This is a genomic window from Candidatus Nanopelagicales bacterium (assembly GCA_030700225.1).
In the GTDB taxonomy this organism is placed as follows: Bacteria; Actinomycetota; Actinomycetes; order S36-B12.
Genome location: JAUYJT010000052.1, coordinates 44,049 through 67,221, shown reverse-complemented (window position 1 = coordinate 67,221; position 23,173 = coordinate 44,049). Strand labels below are relative to the sequence as shown.

Genomic DNA, 23,173 nt, shown 5'->3' with positions numbered 1-23,173 from the left:
ACACCGGATTCCTTGTAAGTGGGGTCTCCATCTCGCTAGCCCGACTCGGTGTATCACCGTTCGGGGGTGATGCAGAGGTGACTGAGGAAGCCCGAGAGCCAGCCGCGCCTCCACTCGCCCGCAAACTCCGCGCTGATGAGAGTCGGCGGGCCTCCGGCTGCGGCCCTGAAGGACCGCTCGACTATCACAATTGCGCCACGAGCGGACCTGTCTGACTGTGACCTGGCCTGGGCGATTTGGGTCGATGGCAGGACGTGCGGCGGGTGACAACCGCCGGGTCGCAACTGACGAGTCCTTTCCAAGGCTTGCGACAGCGAGTGACTGGTGAGACACTGCGCGTATGCGCATGAAGCTAACGGGAATCGCGGCGGTTGGTGTTGGTGTGGCTTTGGCGCTGGGTGCGTGCGCCGCGCCAACCGACACCGAACCACTCCGAGAGGCCAGCGGGCCTACGGCCTCGTCGGCTCCAGGCCTGAGGGACTGCTCGGACGTCCCCAAGACACCCAAAGCGAACCTTATCGACTGTGACCTGACCGGGGCGGACCTGTCCGAGGCGGACCTCTCCGGGGCGAGCCTGAACTGGGCGAACCTGACCGGGGCGAGCCTGACCGGGGCGAAGCTGGTCAGGGCGAAGCTGGTCAGGGCGAACCTGGTCGGAGCGAACCTGACCGGGGCGAACCTGTTCAGGGCGGACCTCTCCGGGGCGGACCTGTCCGGGGCGAGCCTCTCCGGGGCGAACCTGGGCGCGGCGAACCTGTTCGGGGCGAACCTCTCCGGGGCGAACCTGTCCGGGGCAGACCTGGTGTGGGCGATTTGGGTCGATGGCAGGCCGTGCGGGCCCGGCTCAGTCGGCAAATGCAGCCGCTCGTAGCGGGCATTTCCGGACGAGCGGCATGTGACTACCGCACGGGGCCACGACTGGTGAGTCATTTCCACGGCTGGCAACAGAGGGTGCCTCGGGAGACACTGGCGATATGCGCATCAAGCTAACGGGAATCCAGGCGCTCGGCGTTGCTGTGGCCTTGGCGCTGGGCGCGTGCGCCGCACCGACCGACACCGAACCGTTCCGAGAGGCCGGCGGGCCTACGGCCTCGGCGGCTCCAACCCTGGGGGACTGCTCGAAGACCCCCAAGGCGCCCGATGCGAACCTTGCCGACTGTGACCTGTCCGGGGCGAGTCTCTCCGGGGCGGACCTGTCCGGGGCGAACCTGCATAGGGCGAACCTGACCGGGGCGTACCTGTCCGGCGCGAGCCTCTCCAGGGCGGACCTGCGCGGGGCAAGACTGGCCGGGGCGAGCCTCTCCAGGGCGGACCTGCGCGAGGCAAGACTGGCCGGGGCGAGCCTCTCCAGGGCGGACCTGCGCGAGGCGAGACTGTCCGGGGCGAACCTGATCGCCGCGGACCTGCGCGGGGCGAGACTGTCCGGGGCGGATCTGTCCGGTGCGAACCTGCGCAACGCGAGCCTTCGCAGCGCGGATCTGTCCGGTGCGAACCTGCGCGGGGCGAACCTGCCCGATGCCATTTGGGTCGATGGCAGGACGTGCGGGCCCGGCTCACGCGGCGAGTGCCGCTAGTGTCGCGGTTTCAAGTGCGCTGATTCGGGAGTTCCCTGTCGGGAGGTGGCGTCCACCAGCGGCGGGCATTGCTGGACATGCGGCATGTGACTTCCGCACGGGGCCACGACTGGTGAGTCTCTGCCGAGGCTAGACACAGCGAGTGGCTGCTGAAACACTGGCAGTACGCGCATCAAGCTAACGGGAATCACGACGATTGGTGTTGGTGTGGCCTTGGCGCTGGGAGCGTGCGCCGCGCCGACCGACACCGAACCACTCCGAGAGGCCGGCGGGCCCACGGCCTCGGCGGCTCCAACCCTGAGGGACTGCTTTGAGATCCCCAAGGCGCCCGATGCGAACCTCGCCGACTGTGACCTGACCGGGGCGAGCCTCTCCGGGGCGGACCTGACCGGGGCGAACCTGCGCGAGGCGAGCCTCTCCAGGGCGAACCTGACCGGGGCGATTTGGGTCGATGGCAGGACGTGCGTGCCCAGCGGCTCACACAACGAGTGTCTCTAGTGCCCCAGTTCCCCTCTCGCTCTGACTCAGACATACCTCAGCTGAGAATGTTGTCGGATAGATCAGCGACATCGGATTGGCCAGCAAGACCTCCGAAGGGCGGACTCGGGCAATCGCGCTAGTGCGGGTCGAGCGGGAGCTATCATCCCCGGCAGAAAGGGGGAGCTAGACTCGAGGCAGCCCGCTGGAAGAGCGCCCCGACCTAACCTTTGGAGAGTGTATGAAGACCCGGACAAGAACAGCCGCGATCGGCATCTTCGGCGCTGCGGCGATCACTACCGCACTTCTCGCGGGCTGTTCCGGCACCACTTCTGGAACACCGAGCGCAACGGACACGGGCCTGACCGCCGAGCAGACTCAATACTGCACCGCTGTCACGACATGGGGTACGTCGGCGGCAAGCGTCAACGTCAAGGCCGCGATCGAGAGCGGCGACCCGGAACAGATCAAGGCTGCGTATCAGGTATACCTGGCGGAAACCCAGGCAATGGTCGATTCCGTACCGGCCGACGCGCCCGACAATGTCAAACAGGCCTACCAAGCCATCAGCACCGCCATCAAGAACACCGCGGCGGGGACAGTGACCAAGAAGCAGGCAGCCGCACAGACAGCCGCCAGACCGGTCGTCGTGGCCTACTACGCGGAAGTCTGTAACTGACCCGTCGCGCGACCAAGGGGCGAGGCGCTACCCAGCAAGGTGATGCGAAGGTGAGTAGCCGGGGGGTGCAACTCCCCCCGGGCTACTCACCTCTGCATCATGGGTCCCTGAATGAGCACGCACTCGTCGGGGAGACACGCCCATGCATTCCCGGCATGATGGCGGTGGCTGTGATCACGCCGTCCGCACTCGAAGACACCAAGGGTGGCCGATGTCGCTGACTTCAAGGGCGTCCCGCTTACGGCGGCTCGTGGCCCCAAGACCGACGAGGGCAGTGGTCCGCGTCGGGGAGCACTCGGTCGTCAAGATCGAGAATCCGGCACGCGTATCCCGAGAGGCCCTTGAGATGCGGGCGGCGGTCGCCATACCACGTGGGATGCGCGGTTTCGAAGTGCCGGATCTAGTCTCCGAGGACGTCGGACGCCTCGAGATGGTGCGTGTTCCGGGGCTCGTCTCCCTGCGGCAGACGCTGGCAGAATCCGCGAATCCGGAGCTCGCGCGCAGGGCCGGATTAGCCCTGGCTTCAATCCATCTCCACATGCGCCTACCTGAAGCCGAAGTGACCTTGATGCCTGCTCCGTTCGACACGCCTGACCCTGTCCCGCTGCACGGCGACTTCACGCTGTCGAACATCCAGTACAGAGCCGAAACAGATCAGCTCGTGATCCTCGACTGGGCATCGCCACCTTGGGCGATGTTTCTCGCGACGCACGGAAGCGCGATGTGGGATGTTTCAGCGTTCATGGTCGACCTCCACTACCAACGGATCCGCGAGCCACTGCGGATCGACGACCCGACCCAGGTCGCGGCGAGCTTCGTGGATGGATACAGGAATCTGCGGCCTCTCGACGGCGCCGCATTGCGCGACTACCTGCGGCTGTTCGTGTCCCTGTACCTGGGGGAGCGGACATTCGGACTCGAACTGCTGGGTCGGGTTCCTGACGTCCTTGGGATGGCCAGGCTCCAGCGGAGGCGGCTGTACCGGTTCGCCAAGTCCATTTAGCCTCGTCCCTGCCATGCGAGGTTGAGCTTGCGGCGAACCCCGCCTCGTGTCCGCGGGGTCGTGCCAGGATTGATCCATGCCCCAGGCCGAACCTCCCCCGGAGCGCTTGGCTCCAGCGGCCGGCAGCAGCAACGACGTCGTTCGCACAGCGACGAACCTGGTGACCTCCACCGTGATCACGGCGGGTCTGGGCGTCGTGTTCTGGGCTGTGGCCGCCCGCATGTTCTCCACCGAGGAAGTCGGAGAAGCCAACGCCGCCCTATCCGCTGCGACACTGCTGGCCTTGATCGCGCAGCTCAGTCTCGGCTCGGTGTGCAGCCGCTACGTACCGCGGGCCGGACGGTACACCGGATGGATCATCCGCCGCATCTACCTCGTCGTGTCAGCCTGCGCGGTGCTGGCGGGGCTCCTGGCCGTCGTCATCGTCTCCGACATCGACAACGACGAAGGCCTCGTCGCCAAGACAGTGTTCGTTGTTGGCACGCTGACGCTGACGCTGTTCGCGATTCAGGATCAGGCACTGCTCGGGCTCGGCCGCTCGTCGATCATCCCGATTGAGAACACTCTCTTCGCGGTCGCCAAGATCGCGCTGCTTCCAGTGCTGGCGTCGGTCAGCTTCGTGTCGGGGATCTTCATGGCGTGGATCATCCCCGCCGCCGCATCGGCAGTGATCATCTCCGTCTACGTGTTCGGCCGTGTCGTTCCGGCGCGTGAGCGCGCGGAAGAATCGATACCCCTGCCGCCGCGACGTGAGCTGTGGCCGCTGCTCTTCTCCCAGTACGCGGCGTCTATTACCAGCCAACTCGCGATCCTCGGGGTACCTATCCTGGTCACGTTGACCCTGGGGCCGGAGCAGAACGGCTACTTAGCGATCGCCTGGCTCGTCGGGGCGTCGTTCGCTGCGCTGCTCAGCAACATCTCACAGTCCTTCTGCTACCACGTACGCTCCGGCGATGCCATCACGGCGGCGGCGCTTCGCAGGCTGGGCGCGATGATGTTCGTCGTCGGCGTACTCGGGGGCCTGGTCGTTGTGATAGCGGCCCCGCTCATTCTGGCGATCATCGCTCCTGGCTACCAGGACGCCGCGACCCCGGCGCTTCGCTTGATCGGTCTCGCGGTGCCCTTCTTCACCCTCAGGAGCTTCTGGTCAACGTTCATGTGGCTGGAAAACCGCCTGCTGTCTATCGCGGGGGCCTACTTGATCATCGCCCTGGGGACCCTCGGTCTGACATACGCACTAGCGCCGACGATGGGCATCTCCGGCGCGGGCCTTGCGCTGCTGCTGTCCAACGCGGTTGTGGGCGTCGCCGCGCTTCCGGCCATCATCAGCCGCGTCAAGCGCGTGAAGGCAGGTGAGGGCAGCAGATGGATCAGGTGGGAGGTCACCTGACGCTCGGACGCGACGCGGTAGCTGACTGCTCAACCGATCGCCGAGGAGTCGTCCGAATAGCACCCAGCACACGAGCGCTCAGGTGGAGCTGGCACGCCTGCGCAGGCGAACTCCCGCGCGCTGTTGGTTTCCGGGATGAACGCAGGGCAGCCTTGCCCGCACGCGGGTCCCGTGAGGGGACACGCGCCCGACAGTGAGCGTGCCCCCTGTCATGTTGACCCGTTCCCGCATGCCGATGAGTCCGAGCCCAGGCACTGGGTCGCCCGGGGACTTGCTCGGGGGAATGCCACTTCCGTCGTCAGTGATCGTCAGGGTCAGCTGCTCGCCGAACCGCAAGCGAACGGTCGCTCGAGTGGCGTCGGCGTGTCGGATCACGTTGTTGAGGGACTCCTGGGCGATGCGGTAGGCGGCGAGCTCCACCTGTGCTGGCAGCCGGGCCTCCGGACCCGTAGCAGTGAAGTCGACAACCAACCGGCTGCGGTTCCGTGCCTCGTTGACCAGCTGCCGCAACGCAGACACGAGTCCGAGGTCATCAAGGACGCTTGGCCGGAGCCCGTGGATCAGCTTGCGCAGAGCTGTCGCGGCGTCGTCGGCGACGCCACCGATGACGTTGAGTCGCTGGGCGACAGCTTCCGGAATCTCAGATTCGTGGCTGAGATCGTCCAGCGCTCGGGTGAGAAACATGACGTTCTGCAGCGGGTCGTCGTGCAGTTCGCGTGCGAGCCTGCGCCGCTCCTCCTCTTGCACGGCTAGGAGTTGACTGGCGAAGTAGCGCTGCTCCTCATGACGCCGGTGCTCTTCCGTCACGTCGGTGAGCACGACCTGGACGAGGTACGTGCCGTCGTCCGTGGCGAGTTCGCGCGCCGTCGGCACGAAAAGCCGGTCCTGCCCCTGCCCATCGTGCAACATCAGGCGATGGGGCGCACCGCCAAGAACATCGGCGGCCTCGTCTCCCAGCAGTTCAGCGGACGGCTGTCCGGCAGGGTCGCGGCCGAACAGGGTGACGGCTGCGGCATTGACCTCGCTCACCACACCGGTGACGTCAGTAATGATCACAGGTGACGGTTGACCGTCGAACAGGCTGTGGTAACGCGCCTTGGCGATTCGGACGCTTCGGGCGGCTGCTTCGGCCCGCAGCCTGGCTTGCTGCTCGCTCTCGACCCGCTGACCGACGATGATCGCGACCACATTGAGTATCAGGACGAAGCGCAGCTCGATCCACACATGCGCGGGGGTCTGATCCATGGGAAACGGCCAGTGCGCGACGACAAGCAACGTCCCCCACAGCGACGTGGCGACCGCCCCTCGCAGCCCGAAGGTCACTGCGGCGTAGACGACTGGGATCAGCAGCAGCCAGGATGTGAACGGCGCTGGCAACCCGAAGACCAGGGATGGCTCAAGACCGAAGTCGTGCGCGGCCGCGAGCAGTGCGACGCTGGCCTGCACTATCCAGAAGCGGATCTGACCCACGGGCGGGAGTACCGAGCGGAGCCACCCGTGCGTTCCGCCCGTAACTGAACAGTCCGCCGAGAGCGGGTCAGCGCGGGTCATCGGCGACTCGGACCAGCTTGTTGGACAAGGCTCGGACGACCGCCTCAGTGCGCGAGCCGACGCCTAGTTTGCCGTAGATGTTGTCGCAGTGCCGTTCGACGGTGCGGGCGCTGATCCCCAGACGTGTGGCGATCTGCTTGTTGCGCAGCCCGTCGGCGATAAGCCGCAGCACCGCAAGTTCGCGCTCGGTCAGATTGTCGGCGCCGACGGCGTGGTCGGCGAGCAAGGAGTGGAGCAGACCCGGCTGTAGGACGGCGTTCCCGGTGGCGACAGCCCGGACCGCTTCAACGAGCTCGCGAGCTGCGACAGTCTTGATGAGGTAGCCGGCCGCACCAGCTTCGAGGGCTCCCCGTACGTATTCGTCGTCGTCGTAGGCCGTCACCACGAGCACACGCACGTCAGGATGCCGCTCGCTAATGCGACGCGTTGCCTCAATCCCGCTCATCCCAGGAAGCCTGATATCCATAAGCACGACAGTCGGCCGGTGCTCACTCACCATCGCGAGCGCAAGCTCGCCGGACTCCGCGTCGCCGACCACTTCAAGGTCCGGTTCTTGCTCGAGGATCTGTCGGGTCCCATCACGGTGCAGGGCGTGGTCGTCCACGACAAGTACACGGATCGGGTCAGCGTCCACACCATCGACGGTACGCGGAACCGCCACTGCGGTGTACGTGGGATCACCCATGAGGTTTGGCGGAGATCCGGTACCAGGGCTGGCGGCGACTACTGTGCCGGATCGCTCGTCGTGAGTCGATCGTGAGACTCGTGGGGGGCACCTGAGTGGTCGAAGGGGTGGAGACCATGGACGCACGCCGACGTAGAACTGGGCAGCGGCAGCTGCTCGTGGCACTGGTGACCGGGCTATTCATGCTGCTGCCGGTGGCGCCCGTGCTCGCGCAAAGCGACCACGACGGTGACGGGCAGGGTGGCGCAGACGGTGTCACCCTGCTCGCTCATGGCGACGACGATGACGAGGATCGCGAGAAGGATCGCAGCGGGAAGGACCGCAGCGGGAAGGATAGCGGCGAGAAGGATAGCGGCGGCGATGAGATGGATGAGCCGGGCGGTGGGGAAGGCGAATCGGACGAGCACGCCGAAAGCGGTGAGTCGCGGGATCTAGTGATAGACGCCCTGGCGCACTTGGCCAACGACCGCCCCGGCCACTTCGAGGCCATCGCCGAGAAGATCGAGGACGCGCTTGAGGCACCCGACAAGTCCGGAGTGGACCTGACTAAGGTCGCCGAAGCTGAGGAGGCGCTCGAGGCCGGAGACATGGTCGCCGTACGTGCCCTGCTGCAGTCGTCGATCGCACCCATCACGGAGCCGGTCGTTGGGGATGAGACGGGGACGACCGCGATGCTCGACTCGCTTTCGGGCCGTACTGAATGGGGTGGCGCGGCGGCAGCGCTGGCCGCTCTCTCAGCCGCAGCGATCGTAGCCGGCCTGTTGCTGGCCTACCGTTGGCGACCGCGCAAATCCCTGGAAGACCTCCGCGAGAGCTTGACCGAAGGGGAGCCACGATGACCACAACGACCGAATCCCACGCCGCGTCGCCGTCCCCGGACTCACGCCACCGCACAGGCCTCGTCCGGCGGGTCGTTGCCGTCATCGATGAGCGCATGGGGATCGGCGCACTGAAGTACCCCGTCCCGGAGCACTCCAACCGACTCGCCTGGAGCCTCGGTGGTCTGACTGCGGTGAGTCTCGTCGTGCTGATCGTCACGGGCATGGCTCTGGCTCAGTGGTACTCCCCGTACCCAACGGACGCGAACCAGTCGGTCCGGGACATCATGACCGACGTACCCGGCGGCGCGTTCATCCGCGACATCCACTTCTGGGCAGCGCAGGCGATGTACGTGCTCGCCGGTCTGCATCTGTTGCGGGTGTTCCTGACGGCGTCGTACAAGAAGCCGCGTGAGGGCAACTACCTGATCGGAGTGAGCATGTTCGTGCTCACCTTCCTGGCCATCTTCACAGGCAGCGTGCTCAAGTGGGACCAGGAAGGCTTCGAGGCGCTCGGACACAACATCGCGGCAGCTGAACTCCTCGGTCCAGCCGGGTCCTTCTTCACTCCTGAGTTCGCGCCCGACATCTCCGTGCTAGCTCGGATCTACGCCGCACATGTGGCGATCATTCCGATATTGATTGTCGTGCTGCTGTTTCTTCACGTCCTGCTCATCAAGCGGCACAAGATCAGTCCGCATCCTCTGCTGCCAGACACGGGTGACGGTCAGGCTCCGGCCAGCGAGCCGACCGAGCCGTTCACCCAGCACATGCGGCGGATCTCCGCGTTCGGCCTCGCGTTGGTCGGCATCCTCGGTCTGCTCGCGTTGGTCGTGCCGACCGGCATCGGCACGCCACCGGCGTCGGGTTTGGAGATCACTACGCCGCTGTGGCAGTTCTGGCCCATGTTCACTCTCGAGAACTGGATCGGGCTCCCGGGCATCCTATGGGGGTCAGCGGGCCTGTTCGGGGTGCTCTTCATCGTTCCGTTCGTCGACCGCAACCCGGCCCGGCACCCGAAACGGCGCAGGGTCGCACTCGCCCTCGGCGCCTTGTTCCTGATCGCCTACATAGCGCTAACACTCATGATGCTGCTTCAGCCCGCCCAGGAGCACCTCGAGATGATGGGGGCTTGACATGGATCCGACGGTTGCGTTGCGGCGGGCTCAGCGGTGGTTCTGGCTGCTGACCGTCGTCGCGATCCTGCTGGTGGGTTTGCTCTCAAGGGTTGTCACCGCCGAGCCGGGACCGCTGGCTGGAATCGCCCTAGCCCTGACAGGTATCGCTCTGGCGCTGGTCATCACTCAGGTGTGTCGCCTGATGCTGGCAATCGGTCGGGCGGCACCGGGTCCACGCCGCCGGCTGGGGAGGGTCCCCTCGCGGCTCGGGTGATAGGACACGGGCAACCTTCGCCTCATAGGCTGCCCCCATGGAGCGCAGCTCGCGGGTCCCGATCACGCTGTTCACCGAACTCGAGGCTCCGGAACTCGTCGAGCTTCTGGCGCGGGGAGAAGTCGATGCTGCTCTGCGCACGGGGCGGTTCGGCATCTCGATGGCGATGCTGGATCTGAGCGCCGAGCGGGCGCAGGCCATTCGGGCGCTCGAGGCTCGTGGCATTGAGGTCACGGCCTGGCTGTTGCTCGACCCGGCTGACGGCTACTGGCTCAACGCCGACAACGCGGAGAAAGCGTTGGGCCGCTTCCGCGAGCTGGACGCCTTCGCCCACGAGAATGACCTTCGCCTAGCAAGAGTCGGGCTGGACATCGAGCCTCCACGGAAGGACCTGGACGAGCTGATCCACGACGGCCTGCCAGCACTCGTCCGCCTGATCCGGCGGCGCAGGAGCCGCGCGACGATCGACGCCGCCGAATCCGCGTACGCCCAACTTTGTGAGGCGATCCGCCGAACCGGCCGGAGCGTCGAGACGTACTGCATCCCGCTGATCTTGGACGAGGTGAGGGCTGGCTCCACCCTGCTTCGCAGGGTCCTCGGGATTGTCGACGCCCCAGCGGACGACCGCGTGCCGATGGCGTACTCGACGTACCTGGGCAGGGCGCTCGCGCTGGCGTTCCTCCGGGGCAACCGGGCTGCGGCCATCGGCGTCACCGGAGGCGGCGTCTTCGCCGACCAGGACGGACCCCGGGTGCTCGACTGGGGACAGGTCCAGCAACAACTCGACTGGGCGGCCTCCTTCGGGACCGAGCGGCTGTATGTGTTCTCCCTGGAAGGCTGCGCCGACTCCGGCATGCTGCCGAAGCTAGCCGACTGGGAGCCCGGGGCGAGACCGCCGCTGGGAGCGATAGCCCTACTCGGCGGTCTAGCCCGCTTCGGCCTGCGCGCACTGCTGCGCACCGAGCGCGCGTTGGACCGCTATCGCCCGGTCGCGCCGACGGGTCAAGCCCCTCGCATTGATGGGCGTTGGACAGCCCGATCCGCGTAGACTCCTGAACGCTTTCCGGTGGCCCATCGCGATCGGAATCGAACTCCGCGTGGAGGTATCAGGTGGCCGAGCTGACGGAGCTGCTCACTGATGCGCTTGGCGCCGGGAAGGTCAGTGTCGGATCGGACATCGGCGAGGACTACACCCACGATGAGTCACTCACGGCGTCCTGGGTGACACCAGCGGCCCTTGTCCGCGTCGAGTCGGTCGGAGACGTCCGGTCGGTGCTGTCGATAGCGAACGAGCACGGCGTGCCTGTCACCGCGCGCGGGGCCGGGACCGGACTGTCTGGCGCCTGCGTGCCGACAGCCGACGGAATCCTGATCTCGTTCGAACGCATGAACAGGATCATCGAGATCGACGCCGACAACTCCGTCGCCACGGTGGAGCCCGGCGTACTGCTCAGCCAGCTCGACGAAGCTCTGGCCCCGTCGGGCCTTGCCTACGCGGTCTATCCGGGGGAGTACTCGGCGAGCCTCGGCGGCAACGTAGCTACGAACGCTGGCGGCATGCGTGCGGTCAAGTACGGAGTCACACGGCACAACGTCCTCGGCCTGCAAGCCGTGCTCGCCACAGGCGAAGTCATCGAGACAGGCGGACCCGTCGCCAAGAACTCCACCGGATATGACCTGACTCAGCTGATCGTCGGGTCGGAGGGCACTCTGGCGATCGTCACGCGGGCAACCCTGAAGCTTGTTCCCAGGCCCAGATGCGGGGCTACAGTGCTGGCGCCGTTCACGACAGTCAGCGAAGTCGCCAAGGCGGTGCCGAGGATCGTGGCCAGCGGGATCGGCCCGGCGCTGCTTGAGTACGTCGACATGGTCACTATGGCCGCGACGGCCCATAGCGCTGACCTGAATCTCGGCATTCCCCCTGCGGTGAAGGAGAAGGCGGCGGCGTACCTGGTGGTTGGCTTGGAGGACTTAGGCGAGGACAGGCTCGAGCAAGTCGTCGAGACCACCTGCGGCCTGCTGGATGAGCTTGGCGCCATGGACATGTACGTCCTGCCCTCCGAGTCTGCGGCGAAGCTGATCTCGGCCAGGGAGAAGGCGTTCTGGGTCGCCAAGGCCGCCGGCGCCGATGAGATCGTGGACACGGTCGTACCGCGCGCGGCGATCCCGGTGTTCCTGGCGAAGGCTCAACAAGTCGCTACTGCCAACCAGACGTGGATCGCTGGCTGTGGTCACGCCGGAGACGGCAACGTGCACTTGGCTGTGTTCTGCAAGGACCCTGAGATCCTGCATAAGGTCCTGCTGGAACTGTTCGGTGCGGCCATGGACCTCGGGGGCGCGATCTCCGGAGAGCACGCCTTGGGAACTGAGAAGAAGCGGTACTTCGAGGAACTCGAAGACCCGGCCAAGGTGGCCCTGATGCGTCGGGTCAAGGCGGCATTCGATCCCAAGGGGATCCTCAACGCGGGCAAGATCTTCGACCAAGAGGAAGTGGTTGCGCGATGAATGGTGCACAGTCTCTGATCCGGACGCTGGTCGATTCCGGCGTCGAGGTGTGCTTCTCGAATCCGGGTACATCCGAGATGCACTTCGTCGTCGCTCTCGATGACGTGCCTGAGATGCGAGGCGTCCTGGTGCTGTTCGAAGGCGTGGCCACAGGTGCGGCGGACGGCTACGCAAGGATGACCGGCCGCCCCGCGGCGACGCTTCTTCACCTGGGGCCAGGGCTCGGTAACGGCCTAGCGAACCTGCACAACGCTCGAAAGGGCAAGACCCCCGTAGTGAACATCGTGGGGGACCACGCCACCTACCACCGCAAGTACGACGCTCAGCTTCAATCCGACATCGAGACCGTCGCCCGCAACGCCTCTTCGTGGGTGCGGACATCGCGGCGGACAGTCGATGTCGCCGCCGACGCCGCCGACGCCGTGGCCGCGTCGCTCGGCCCTCCCGGACAGGTCGCCACGTTGATCCTCCCAGCGGATGTCAGCTGGCTTGAAGGCGGAGTGCCAGCCGCGCCCCGCCCGGCTACGGTGCCGCCGGTCGCCAGCGACCAGACCATCGAGCGCGCCGTGGCGGCGTTGCGAAGCGGTGAGCCGACTGCACTGTTCCTGGGAGGCACATCGCTGCTCGAACCGGGGCTTATGGCGGCAGCGCGCATCGCCCAGGCGACCGGCGCGAAGTTGCTCGCCGAGACCTTCCCTGCCCGGCTCGAACGCGGCGCGGGCATACCACCGATCGACCGGCTCGGCTACCTGGCCGAGATGGCGTCTGTTCAGCTCGCTGGGCTCAGCCACCTCATCCTCGTCGACGCCAAGGCGCCGGTGTCGTTCTTCGCCTACCCGGATAAGCCTTCCTATCTGGTACCGAACGGGTGCGAGCCGCAGACGCTTGCCGCCGATACTGACGACTCGTTCGCCAGTCTGACCAAGTTGGCCGAAGCTCTGGGCGTCGCCGACGCGGTCGTTGCCTGTGCCGAACTGTCGCGACCCGAGATCCCGTCAGGCGACCTGACTGTGGAGACGTTCGCGCAAGTCCTGGGCGCGCTCCTGCCAGAGAACGCGATCGTGTCCGACGAGGCGAACACCTCGGGACTCCTGGTCCCCATGCACACCGCTGGCTCACCCCGTCACGATTGGCTGAACCTCACCGGTGGCTCGATCGGCCAAGGCCTGCCCGTCGCCACGGGAGCGGCGGTGGCGTGCCCGGACCGCCCGGTGATCTGCCTCGACGGTGATGGCAGCAGCCTGTACACGATCCAGTCACTGTGGACTCAGGCGCGCGAGGGCCTGGACGTCACCACGATCATCTTCAACAACCGCTCCTACTCGATCCTCAACATGGAGCTGGGCCGGGTCGGCGCGCACGCCGCGCGCGAGAGGGCCAAGAGGATGCTGAGCTTGGAAGACCCCGCGTTGGACTTCGTGGCCATTTCGCAAGGACTCGGCGTCCCGGCGACACGGGCAGCGACTTGCGAGGAGCTGGCCGACTCGATGCGAAAGGCTTTCGCCAAGCCCGGTCCGCACCTTATCGAGGCTATGGTCCCCGCGATGTTCTGACGGCCCTCGCAGACTCAGGCGTTCAGCAGGACGCTCCGGTCGAGGTCAGCGACGTCGGTTACACCGGTCAGCGACATCGCTACCTGCATCTCCGCCTTGATGACGTCAAGCATGTGTGCCACACCGGCCTCACCGCGAGCGGCCACCGCCCAAGCCCACGGTCGGCCGACGAGGCACGCCTTCGCGCCGAGCGCGAGCGCCTTGACAACGTCCAGTCCGCTGCGGATCCCGCCGTCGACGAGAACGTCGGTCTTGTCCCCGACAGCTTCGACGATGCCCGGCAACGCGGAGATCGTCGACGGGGTCGCATCGAGCTGGCGCCCGCCGTGATTGGAGACGATGATCCCATCCACTCCATGGGCGACTGCCTGTACCGCGTCATCTGGGTCAAGGATTCCCTTGATGACCAGCTTCCCGGGCCAGTGATCGCGAACCCAATCCAAGTCGGCCCAGGTAACGCTCGGGTCAAACTGGCTGTCCACCCAGTCGCGGAAGGCGTTTGGTGTGTGCGCCCCAGGCACGATTTCTTCGAGATTGCCGAACACGAGCGGGTGGCCTCCCAGCCCCACGTTCATGACCCAACGAACGTGCCGTCCTAGATCGATGCCACGGAAGACATGCTTGGGTGGCCAGATCGGATCAGTGAGGCCGTTGCGCGTATCCCTGTAGCGAGCCCCGACCACGGATAGGTCGGCGGTGAGCACCAGGACGGGGGATCCGGCATCGTGCGCGCGGTGCATCAGGTGTTCGGCATAGCCCCGGTCCCGGATCACGTAGAGCTGAAACCAGAACGGCCGGGTCGTGGCCGCTCGCACCTCATCGATCCCGCAGATCGAAACCGTCGACTCGCAGAAGCTCACCCCGCATCGTTCAGCTGCTCGGGCGGCCTGCACCTCGGCTCGCTTGGCGAACATCCCCGCCAAGCCAACCGGGCCCAGGACCATTGGGATCGCCAAGTCGTCGCCCAAGACTCGCGTGCCCAACTGGATGTGCGAGACATCCCGAAGCACGCGTTGCCTGAGCTTGACGGAGGCGAGGTCTTCGATGTTCGACTTCATCGTTGTCTCGGCGTAGGAACCGCCGTCGATGTAGTCGAAGAGTTGGCGGGGGAGCCTTCGGCGCGCGAACTCCCGGTAGTCGCTTACACAAGCGGGCGCCAGTCGCATAGACCGATCTCGAAATGGCACGACGACAAACCTACCGACACGCCACACTTGTGGCAGGGTGAAGACGATCGAGAGGGCGAGCATGAACTGGGCAACTGCGGGGATGGCTGCTGGCGTAATCGGCATCGGGATTCTCGCGCCGGGGTTGGGCACGGCGCGGCCAAGCGCGCCAACTCAGGACCCGGGCTTCGACCCGGCGGCCCGCGTGTCTCAGGCCAAGCAAATCAAGGTCGGCGGCAGCCCAACAGGTATCGCTCGGGCGCGAGGCAGGATGTATGTGGCCGTCCTGGGGACCGACTCCGTAGCCGCGATCGACATCAGGTCGAACAAGGTGGTCGCCCGCTATACCGGCTTCCCGGACGCGGAGAACGTGATCGCGACCCCCGACGGCAAGACCGTATTCGTCTCGGTGAGCTCCGACTTCGGGGTCAGGGCCATCAACACAACTACCGGCAAAGTGCGCAAGTACAAGAGCTCTGGCGGAAGCCTGGTGCTGTCGCCCGACGGGAAGTACTTGTATGCCTCGCCCGGCGGAGGGCCGATTCAGCGGACGAATCTTCGCAACCGTCGCGTACGCGACGTTCCTGGCAGCGAGGGATTCTCGGCCCAGACGATCTCCCCGCATGGGAAGTTCCTGTTCGCGTGGACCGCGAACATCCAGCCTGATAACACGGCGCACCCCCAGCTCATGAAGATCCGAGCTGAGTCGGGGCGCGTCGTGAAGCAGGTGGACATCACCGAGGAGACGCTCTGGATGTTCGCTGGCGACCTGCTGCTGGGGCCGAAGTCCAAGTGGCTCTACGTGTCGAAGCAATGCATCAACGACGGCTGGACCGGTGTCAGCGGGCACACCGTTCAGCGGTATCGGTCCAGTGACCTGTCCGAGGGTAAGGAGTACGACGTTGGTTTCGGAGACACGAACGTCGAACTCGGCCCTCAGGGCATGGCTTTCTCGGTGAAGCGGTGGAAGACCAGACTCGCGGTCGCGAATTCGACCACTGGGAAAGTGGCGATCGTGAACCTGCGTACGGGGAAGACGAAGACGCGTGCCACTGGGTTCGCGCCGACGGACGTCGCGTTCAGGAAGAGCGGACGGAAGCTGTTCGTCACCAACACTGGTTTCGGCGGCATCTACCCCAACACTGTGTCCGTGTTGCGCTTTGGGTAACGCCAGTCAAACTCGCACAGCGGGCGAAATGGAGTTCAATGCCAACGATCGAACTGGCCCGGTTTCTTCCTAAGCCCGTGGCCTTCGTGCTGGCGGGCGGCGCGTCCTACGGCGCGGTCCAAGTCGGGCACCTCAGGGCGCTGGCCGAGACCGACATCGAACCAGATCTGGTTGTAGGCACTTCCGTAGGAGCGCTCAACGGCGCCCTCGTAGCTGAAGATCCAAAAGAAGCTCCAGCCAAGCTCAGCGAGCTCTGGTCCTCCATCGTGAGGGGAGACGTGTTCGGCAACACCGTCGGCATGGCGGTGAGCATGGTCTCCGGCCAGCCATCCGCCACTCGCAACGACGGACTCCGCGCGCTGATTGAGAAATCGCTTACCTCCCGCGACTTCTCTGACCTGACGCTGCCGCATACAGCTATAGCCACTGACTTCGACACCGGCGATGCGGTCTTGATCAACGACGGCGACCTGGTCTCGGCGCTCCTGGCCAGCGCCGCGATTCCGCTGGTCTTCCCTCAAGTTCCCCGAGACGGCAGGAACCTCGTCGACGGAGGACTCGTCGCCAATGTTCCGATCGCCGCCGCGGCGACGCAGGGAGCCGAAACCATGGTCGTGCTTGACTGCGGCTTCACGGTTGTAGCGCCAGAGCGTGATGACACCTATGTCGGGCTACTCATGCGCACGGCGGCGATCATGGCGGCTCAGCAGGTCCGTAGGGACCTTGAGAAGGTGGCGGACAAGACGGTCCTGTACTTGCCCGGGCCATGGCCCATTACATCCCGACCCGACGAGTTCGGGGATAGTGACGAGATGGCGTCCGCAGCGTACGACCTGGCGCTGGAATGGCTGAGCACGCTGCATCTGGAGGGATCTGGCCGCTACGGCGAAACGCCAGCCGACTTCTTGACGAAGCGCAAGCGCGTCCGCCCACCCGAGCCTTCCGAGAACGAGACCGAGGAAGTCGGCCCAGTACAGTCAGCGGCCGGAGCAGCAGCGGGGGCCGCGGCCGAAGCGGCTGTGGGCGCCGCCGCGGGCGCTGGCAAGGTCGCCTCAATAGCGGTCGATCAAGTAGGAAAGGCAACCCGAAGCGCGGCCAAGCGCCTGGCTGAGGCCGAGGAGGCCGATGAATCCGCTGCCGAGAACGCCGCCCCGAGCCACGACAAGTAGCGACTAGCGCCCTGGCCCGGCCGTCATCTGGCCAACGTGTCCCGAAGGATCTGGAACACATCGTCATCTTGGAGGAGGTTGTTGTGATGCTTCCCTGTGAGTGGGTGCACGCTGGTAGGAGTGAACGGTTCGCGAGCGCCGGAGGCGCGACTGGCGAGCGCGCTGGTTGGCTGCACGAGGTAGTCGCCAACTGCGTGCGACAGTTTTCCGAAGTGGGGAGGCAGGGCGGTCGCGCATACGAAGTGGTGCCGCACATTGTCAGCCAACGGCAAGTGCTGATGGTCCAGCAGTTCACGTCGGTTAGCGTCGCCATGCGCCGTGTCGGCTTCGCTGATTGACCCGTGACGCAGATCCTTGATGGCCGCACTGCGCCGATTCGCGAGGCGGGCGATGGGCGCGCCCACCCGGGACGCGCCAAGTGTTGAGATGGCGGTGGCGGCCACGCGTTCCGTTGGCACGCCGTGGTTTGGAACCGCCAGATAGCACACGTTGTCCAGGAGTCGCAGCCATCGCGACTGGCCTTCGCACGCTCCTCGCCGCTCCGCGATCGCGCAGGCGCTTCGCGCGACTAGCCCGCCGAACGAGTGGGCGACAATGTCGATGGACTCGACTTCAACTGGCCATTCGCGGACCAGAACATCAAGCAGACGATCAAGGTCCAATCCGCTGTCGCACACGCGCACTCCGGAGTTATAGCGGATCTGCACAGGTGAGATGTCCAGGTCGCGCCGAAGGTGGTCCGCGTATGAGAACTGCCTGCCCCAATTGAACTCCGTGCCGCCGAATCCGTGCAGGAACACGACGATCCGGGGACGGGCGACGGGGTAGGCCCTACGCAAGCTGGCTGTGTCCGCCGCGATCGCCCGGCCCGCGATGCGGACTGACATCTCGGTGGCCAGAGCACTGCCGACGCCACGAAGAGAGTCGCCAAAAGCGCATGTCAGTCCGGCCACGAACGCGGCACCTCGGGGGGTATCAGCCAGCGGCTTCGAGTCGGGCGACGAGGTGGCTTCAAGTGTGGTTCCGGTAACGAATCCCGCTACCTTCACAGCTGCCCGGAGAGCCTTGTAGATGCCACTGACGCGGGCGCGGTGTCCCCGCTCGGGGAGAGCGCCGCCAAGCCCAATCGCCCTGTAGGTCCTGCCGATCATGATCTTGTGGATCTCTTCGACAACTGTGGAAACTTCCGCGATGGCAGCGCACGCGTCCACAGCCGCGGACTTCTTCTCGCTGCCCAACAAGGTCGCTCCCAACGGACATGCCAGTGAACTTACGCAACCGTAGCCCAACTCCGGCTCTGGCAGGCCTTCGGCACAGCTGCGCATTACGACCGGACCTCAGCTGACGCCTCAGCGAAACGGACGATCACAGCCAAGTGGTCCGACCCGCCGACGGTCTCAGTGAAGGTGTTGACCGGAGCCAGATCGATGTCGCGGTAGATGACATGGTCAATGCTCACTGCTGGGAATGGCAGCCGCCGACCCGCGGGCCAGGTCGGATTCAGGCCTGCCCCCGAGGCCTCGGCAGCATCTGAGAATCCTGCGGCTTGGAGATCCCGCATGATTCGGTGGTCAAGAGTTGCGTTGAAGTCGCCAGCGACAACTACCGGTCCGCGAGTCGAGTTCAGGTTCGCCAGCAGCAGTGGCTGGTCGGCGGTCCACCTGGCGTGGCCAGGTGTCAGCGGTGCCGACGGATGAACGGTGACGAAGGTGAAGTCTCCGCGCGGGCCCTCCACTCGAGCACCCAGGGTCGGCCATTCCAGAGCGACGCCGCCTGCGTCAGGTCCCCCGATCGGATATCGGGACCAGATCCCGTTGCCGGAGTTGTCGAAGCGGCCGAATGGCAACAGCGAATCGATGCCAGCTTCGCGTAGCCGTTCGCGGGCCGGGGCGGTCATCTCCTGGACGCCGAGCAGATCGACGCGATTCGCGCTGACCAGCCCGGTGATCCGGTCAGCGTCGGCTCGTCCGACCTGCAGATTGGACGTCATGACCGTCAATGTGGCGGGGGAGTCCGACGGCACGCCGGCGCCCACGAAGCCAGGCACAAGCCACCAGAGCTGAATGGCGGCCGCAGCCACGGCGACTGCCGCTACCGCCACCGATCGTGACAGCAGCGCCAGCGGCAGCAGAAGCACCGAGGCCAAGCACACGAATGGCGTGAAGGCGATAGCGAAGGCCAGTACCCCCGTCTCGACTCCGAGGTAGCGAAAGGCGGTAATGTCGGCGACCCCCGCAACGGCAACGCCAACCACCCAGCCCGGCCATCCGGACGGCAGGATCTTCAGACCGCCACGTGCCGACCCAGTCGCGGTGGTCACGGACACATCGCCTCGAGGGCTTCCTGGGCCTTGATCTGAGACACGCTGAGCTGCGCAAGCCCGACAGGCCGGTCCCCGCGCCAGCACATACGCCTGCGCACCAGCGCCTGCTCTTCCAGCGGCAGGTCCGCGACATGCGCGGCGAGTGCGGGTGTGGCGTCGCTCGACAGCGATGTGAGGTAGCGCAGGTCCAGTCGCGCCTCGTCGGCATGGGCGAAGTCGTAGTCGACCATGACCTGCTGAGGATTGATCGCCGCGAAGCCCAACCAAATCGCCACCAGTGCGATACCGGCGACTCCTGGCAGCCAGCTGCGCCGGCGCCCGCCGCACACCGACACCGCCACCAGCACGAGCAAGATCACCATCCAAGCCGCCGCTGGGATCGCGACGAGTCGCAGCATGGTCAGCCCGAAGGCCTCCGAGTACTGCGCGAGCCGACGCAACGCAACACCCGCGATAGCGATGCTCAGGCCGACGATCGCCAGCGAGAGAGCTATCTGAGTGAGCCGCTGCCACCGGTGCTCGTGCTGGGCCAACCTGTCAAACACAACGAGAGTCATCACGACGATGGCGACGACCGCCAGCAGCTGGAAGTAGCCAGATCTCGCATGGGCAGAGTAGGCGGCCGCCGACCCCTTGCCCACAGGGCCGCTGTCATCCAGTGCGGTGGCGATCTGGACGCTCGCGAACGCCCCCAGGAGCAGCGCGATCCCGCCAAGGATCGCGACAGTTTCCGCGAAGGACGCTCTCAGCGCGCTGGCCCGGGTGGGGACACGCGCGTCACGGACGACCGCGCAGCGCATGAACCAGCCGGCAATCGCGAGCCCGATGAAGAACAGGACACCGTGAGTCATGACCGCGGTCATGCTGATGCTGAACAGGCTTGCGAACGCGGCGTCCGACCAGGCGAGCAGGGCCGCGATCGTGAGAAGCAGCGGAAGTCCCAGACACACGAGTCGCACGGTGATATCCGCGCCGCGACGCGTGACTGGAGGGCACGCACGTCGGGAACCCCGGATCAGCCACGCAGGCATGAGAAGGAAGGAAACGATCGCGTCGTACGCCGCAACCATGGTGTCGACCCACCGGACATCGAACACCGGCCGATCCCGTGCGACAGTCAGGGCGGCCAACAGGCAAGCGACGACCAACAGCGACGAGGAAAGTCTCATCCAGCCGCTCTCACGGAAGACCCAGATCGCCGATAGCAGGACAGCGCACGCCAGGGCGGTCACCTGCGATGCGTTGCGCGTCCCACCCGCGTAGAGGGCAGCGACCAGTACGCAGACGAAGGTGAAGAAGCCGAAACCGCCCAGGCCGCCATTCGCACTCAGGTCGAAGACCAGCGCGACGGCGCCGACTAGCAGCAGCCCCGATAGCGGGGCCACCGCTGAGGGGAGCAGACTTCGGAAGCGGCGGGCTATCCAGGTCTCAGATGGAGGCGGGGGCTGCCATGGCGGGGGTAGTAGTTGAGGTGGAGTACTGGGATCCAACGGCGGCGCGGGCTTCGAATATGTCACGCAACGAAAACTAGGAGCGTCCGACCCGGAGCACCAGACACATCAATCACGGTTGTGCCATTACAAATGTCAGGGCTGCGAGCGCACGCTCACAGCCATCCGTTGTCATCCGCGATGCGAGCGGCATCGGCTCGCCCCGTCGCGGCCAGTTTCTGAATCGCGGTGGAAATCGTGTTGCGCACAGTCCCGGCGCTCAGGTGCAAATGCCGCGCCAGATCAGCTGTCCCCGGGAACCGGCGGCTGGCAGCCAGGACTTCGGTTTCTCGCGGTGTTAATGGTGAGTCGCCCCGGCGCAGCGCGGTGATGGCAAGCTCCGGGTCAACCACGCGCTCCCCATTCGCCGTTCGCCGTATGGCGTCGACCAACTGATCGGGAGGGCTGTCCTTGAGCACGAAGCCCAAGGCCCCGTTGTTCATCGCCCGCCTCAGATACCCAGGCTTGCCGAAAACTGTCAGCATCAGCACACGTGTCACCGGAGCCACGGATGTGAGTTGCCGGGCGACTTCCAACCCGTCCAAGCCGGGCATCTCAATGTCCAGCACGGCTACGTCTGGTCGTAGCCGCACGACCTCCGCTGGAACCTCGTCGCCGCGCGCGCATTGGCCGACGACCTGGATGTCGTCAGTTCGGGACAGGATCTCACACAAAGCCCCCCGCAGCAGGGCCTGATCTTCGGCAACTACTACTGATATCAAGGCGCCACCTCAACGCCAGCGGCCGCTGCGGCTGGCACGCTCGCGGTGAGCGCATAGCCACCCGTCGTACTCGTGATAACCGACAGCGTGCCGCCTGCGAGCTCGAGGCGTTCGCGCATGTGGGTCAACCCGTTTCCCTGCGCGGCGGACACCGCTCCACGCCCGTTGTCGCTGACCCTGAGGTCGCATCCGCCGCCGTCCTTGCGGATCGTGACAGTGCATTCGGTAGCACCACTGTGCCGCACGACATTGGTGACGGCCTCTCGCAGGACCCAGCCGAACGCGGCGTCCGTTTCGCCAGGCAGGGGATCGGTTGGCAACTGGAAGGAGCAGACGATTCCGCAGGACTCGAGCAGTTGCCTTCCCAGTGCGGCCTCGACGTTCGCGCCACGGGCTCGCAGTTCGGTAACCATCTCCCGCATCAGCACGAGTCCCTCGCGAGCCGTCGACACCAGGAGTTGCGCTCGTTGGACCACATTCTCGTCACAGCCCGGTGGCAGATCCATCAGGAGGAGCTCGCCTTGCATCACCGTAGTCGTCAAGTTCTGGCCAAGCTGATCGTGCAAATCGCGGCCGAGCTTCGCGCGGGCATCTGCTGCGGCGAGGCGCTGGAGTTCCTCCTTGGTTTGCTGAAGCTCCAGCCGCACGCCAACGTAGCGGCGCACCACGACAGCGGCCCCACCGAGCAATGCGGTCACCGCGACGGACTGGAGCGACCATGCGGCCGCCATCCCCGAGAACCACCACACACACGTAGCCAGCGCGAGGGTGCCGGCCGCGAGCGCGGCTCCGATCCGCCACCGGAACGCGGCTCCGGCGACGATCACCGCATAGTAGAAGGGGAACAATCCAATCGGCCTGTCCAACACCAGGACCGTCGCCGAGGCCACCATCAACACCACCGCCGTCGCATGCCACGCGGTCTCCGGCCCGGCCGCCAGCTTCAGCCAGAACCAGGCCCAGGTCACGATGAACACCACGATCGCCAACCCGAGCCGGACCTTGGAGGGATTGTCCAGTAGGCGGAAGCCGGGCGCCTCGCGGCTGACGAAGACCGCCAGAGTCGCGATCATGGCCAAGCGCCCCAACAGCCACTCGAAGGCCAGATTCTGCTCACCGATGTGGGGTACGGTCGGCCAGCGCATCTGACAAGGCTACGTCCTGGTGACCATCCGCCCGCCGCCAGCTGAACTGACCCGCCCGTCCGCTTCCGTCCGGGCCAAGCGGGAGGGACACTGGACTTGGCGAGCCAAGGGAGGCAACTGATGAAGTCGCATGGTGTTCCCGGTCTATCGGGAGACGACCCAGGATTCAGGCATTTCGATCTGGGTCTTGACATTCTCGCGGACGACGCTGAAATACACGATCTGTCCGACCCGGTAGCGCACATCGAAGAGGGCCACCACCCGTCACATCCCAACCGTGATCCAAACGCCCCGCATCCTCACGACGAGTCGGGCATGCGCGGATGGGCCTCGGATTTGGATCTGCCGGGCGTTTGAATCCGC

General features: G+C 65.7%; 23 protein-coding genes. 15 read left to right on the top strand and 8 right to left on the bottom strand.

All coding sequences use genetic code 11. The annotated features are described in order from the left end of the window. Positions 1–340 precede the first annotated feature (340 nt). From Q8P38_07925 to Q8P38_07900, 6 genes are all read left to right on the top strand, one after another. Positions 341–871: a pentapeptide repeat-containing protein gene (locus tag Q8P38_07925; protein MDP4014524.1), complete on the top strand. Its 531-nt coding sequence runs from the start codon at positions 341–343 to the stop codon at positions 869–871. A 103-nt stretch (positions 872–974) separates the two neighbouring features. After that, positions 975–1,574 carry a pentapeptide repeat-containing protein gene (locus Q8P38_07920; GenBank protein ID MDP4014523.1) on the top strand — a complete coding sequence of 200 codons (600 nt, stop codon included), beginning with the start codon at positions 975–977 and terminating at the stop codon, positions 1,572–1,574. 207 nt (positions 1,575–1,781) lie between these two features. After that, on the top strand, positions 1,782–2,072 hold the full coding sequence (locus Q8P38_07915; GenBank protein ID MDP4014522.1) for a pentapeptide repeat-containing protein: 291 nt from the start codon (positions 1,782–1,784) through the stop codon (positions 2,070–2,072). A 220-nt stretch (positions 2,073–2,292) separates the two neighbouring features. Then, positions 2,293–2,730: a hypothetical protein gene (locus Q8P38_07910; protein ID MDP4014521.1), complete on the top strand. Its 438-nt coding sequence runs from the start codon at positions 2,293–2,295 to the stop codon at positions 2,728–2,730. Between the two features lie 211 nt (positions 2,731–2,941). Next, positions 2,942–3,733: a hypothetical protein gene (locus Q8P38_07905; GenBank protein ID MDP4014520.1), complete on the top strand. Its 792-nt coding sequence runs from the start codon at positions 2,942–2,944 to the stop codon at positions 3,731–3,733. A 76-nt stretch (positions 3,734–3,809) separates the two neighbouring features. Further along, positions 3,810–5,123: a hypothetical protein gene (locus tag Q8P38_07900; protein ID MDP4014519.1), complete on the top strand. Its 1,314-nt coding sequence runs from the start codon at positions 3,810–3,812 to the stop codon at positions 5,121–5,123. 78 nt (positions 5,124–5,201) lie between these two features. Here the strand turns inward: Q8P38_07900 and Q8P38_07895 are convergent, their stop codons facing one another. Together Q8P38_07895 and Q8P38_07890 are read right to left on the bottom strand one after the other, a co-directional pair. Continuing rightward, positions 5,202–6,593 (bottom strand): histidine kinase, encoded by a 1,392-nt coding sequence (locus Q8P38_07895; GenBank protein ID MDP4014518.1) that lies wholly within the window; start codon positions 6,591–6,593, stop codon positions 5,202–5,204. Between the two features lie 67 nt (positions 6,594–6,660). Then, positions 6,661–7,308 carry a response regulator transcription factor gene (locus tag Q8P38_07890; protein ID MDP4014517.1) on the bottom strand — a complete coding sequence of 216 codons (648 nt, stop codon included), beginning with the start codon at positions 7,306–7,308 and terminating at the stop codon, positions 6,661–6,663. 167 nt (positions 7,309–7,475) lie between these two features. On the opposite strand from Q8P38_07890, the gene Q8P38_07885 reads away from it, so the two are divergent. From Q8P38_07885 to Q8P38_07860, 6 genes are all read left to right on the top strand, one after another. Continuing rightward, positions 7,476–8,198 (top strand): hypothetical protein, encoded by a 723-nt coding sequence (locus Q8P38_07885; protein ID MDP4014516.1) that lies wholly within the window; start codon positions 7,476–7,478, stop codon positions 8,196–8,198. Further along, positions 8,195–9,313 (top strand): cytochrome b N-terminal domain-containing protein, encoded by a 1,119-nt coding sequence (locus Q8P38_07880; GenBank protein ID MDP4014515.1) that lies wholly within the window; start codon positions 8,195–8,197, stop codon positions 9,311–9,313. The genes Q8P38_07885 and Q8P38_07880 overlap by 4 nt, the downstream gene beginning before the upstream one ends. A gap of 1 nt (position 9,314) precedes the next feature. Next, the gene (locus Q8P38_07875; protein ID MDP4014514.1) at positions 9,315–9,569 is read left to right on the top strand and encodes a hypothetical protein; all 255 of its coding nucleotides are present in this window, start codon (positions 9,315–9,317) and stop codon (positions 9,567–9,569) included. A 37-nt stretch (positions 9,570–9,606) separates the two neighbouring features. After that, a complete protein-coding gene (locus Q8P38_07870; protein MDP4014513.1) occupies positions 9,607–10,617 on the top strand; it encodes a hypothetical protein in 1,011 nt (336 codons plus the stop codon). A gap of 62 nt (positions 10,618–10,679) precedes the next feature. After that, positions 10,680–12,074, top strand: a complete 1,395-nt coding sequence (locus Q8P38_07865) for an FAD-binding oxidoreductase (protein ID MDP4014512.1) — start codon at positions 10,680–10,682, stop codon at positions 12,072–12,074. Beyond that, on the top strand, positions 12,071–13,627 hold the full coding sequence (locus tag Q8P38_07860; protein ID MDP4014511.1) for an acetolactate synthase large subunit: 1,557 nt from the start codon (positions 12,071–12,073) through the stop codon (positions 13,625–13,627). Before Q8P38_07865 ends, Q8P38_07860 begins: the two co-directional genes overlap by 4 nt. Before the next feature lie 14 nt (positions 13,628–13,641). Here Q8P38_07860 and Q8P38_07855 read toward each other — a convergent pair whose 3' ends face one another. Then, positions 13,642–14,814, bottom strand: coding sequence for an L-lactate dehydrogenase (locus tag Q8P38_07855; GenBank protein MDP4014510.1), 1,173 nt, complete (start codon positions 14,812–14,814; stop codon positions 13,642–13,644). Positions 14,815–14,875: 61 nt separating this feature from the next. Between Q8P38_07855 and Q8P38_07850 the strand changes: the two genes are divergently transcribed. Together Q8P38_07850 and Q8P38_07845 are read left to right on the top strand one after the other, a co-directional pair. Then, the gene (locus Q8P38_07850) at positions 14,876–15,961 is read left to right on the top strand and encodes a hypothetical protein (protein MDP4014509.1); all 1,086 of its coding nucleotides are present in this window, start codon (positions 14,876–14,878) and stop codon (positions 15,959–15,961) included. A 38-nt stretch (positions 15,962–15,999) separates the two neighbouring features. Next, the gene (locus Q8P38_07845; GenBank protein MDP4014508.1) at positions 16,000–17,130 is read left to right on the top strand and encodes a patatin-like phospholipase family protein; all 1,131 of its coding nucleotides are present in this window, start codon (positions 16,000–16,002) and stop codon (positions 17,128–17,130) included. Positions 17,131–17,153: 23 nt separating this feature from the next. Here Q8P38_07845 and Q8P38_07840 read toward each other — a convergent pair whose 3' ends face one another. The 5 genes from Q8P38_07840 to Q8P38_07820 form a co-directional block, all read right to left on the bottom strand. Continuing rightward, positions 17,154–18,455 (bottom strand): alpha/beta hydrolase, encoded by a 1,302-nt coding sequence (locus Q8P38_07840; GenBank protein MDP4014507.1) that lies wholly within the window; start codon positions 18,453–18,455, stop codon positions 17,154–17,156. Next, positions 18,455–19,450 (bottom strand): endonuclease/exonuclease/phosphatase family protein, encoded by a 996-nt coding sequence (locus tag Q8P38_07835; GenBank protein MDP4014506.1) that lies wholly within the window; start codon positions 19,448–19,450, stop codon positions 18,455–18,457. The genes Q8P38_07840 and Q8P38_07835 overlap by 1 nt, the downstream gene beginning before the upstream one ends. After that, on the bottom strand, positions 19,447–20,838 hold the full coding sequence (locus tag Q8P38_07830; GenBank protein MDP4014505.1) for a DUF4173 domain-containing protein: 1,392 nt from the start codon (positions 20,836–20,838) through the stop codon (positions 19,447–19,449). The genes Q8P38_07835 and Q8P38_07830 overlap by 4 nt, the downstream gene beginning before the upstream one ends. Before the next feature lie 221 nt (positions 20,839–21,059). Continuing rightward, entirely contained in the window at positions 21,060–21,665 is a 606-nt protein-coding gene (locus Q8P38_07825; protein MDP4014504.1) for a response regulator transcription factor, read from the bottom strand. Continuing rightward, positions 21,662–22,810 (bottom strand): histidine kinase, encoded by a 1,149-nt coding sequence (locus tag Q8P38_07820; protein ID MDP4014503.1) that lies wholly within the window; start codon positions 22,808–22,810, stop codon positions 21,662–21,664. Before Q8P38_07820 ends, Q8P38_07825 begins: the two co-directional genes overlap by 4 nt. A gap of 120 nt (positions 22,811–22,930) precedes the next feature. Between Q8P38_07820 and Q8P38_07815 the strand changes: the two genes are divergently transcribed. Further along, entirely contained in the window at positions 22,931–23,167 is a 237-nt protein-coding gene (locus Q8P38_07815) for a hypothetical protein (GenBank protein MDP4014502.1), read from the top strand. Positions 23,168–23,173: the final 6 nt, after the last annotated feature.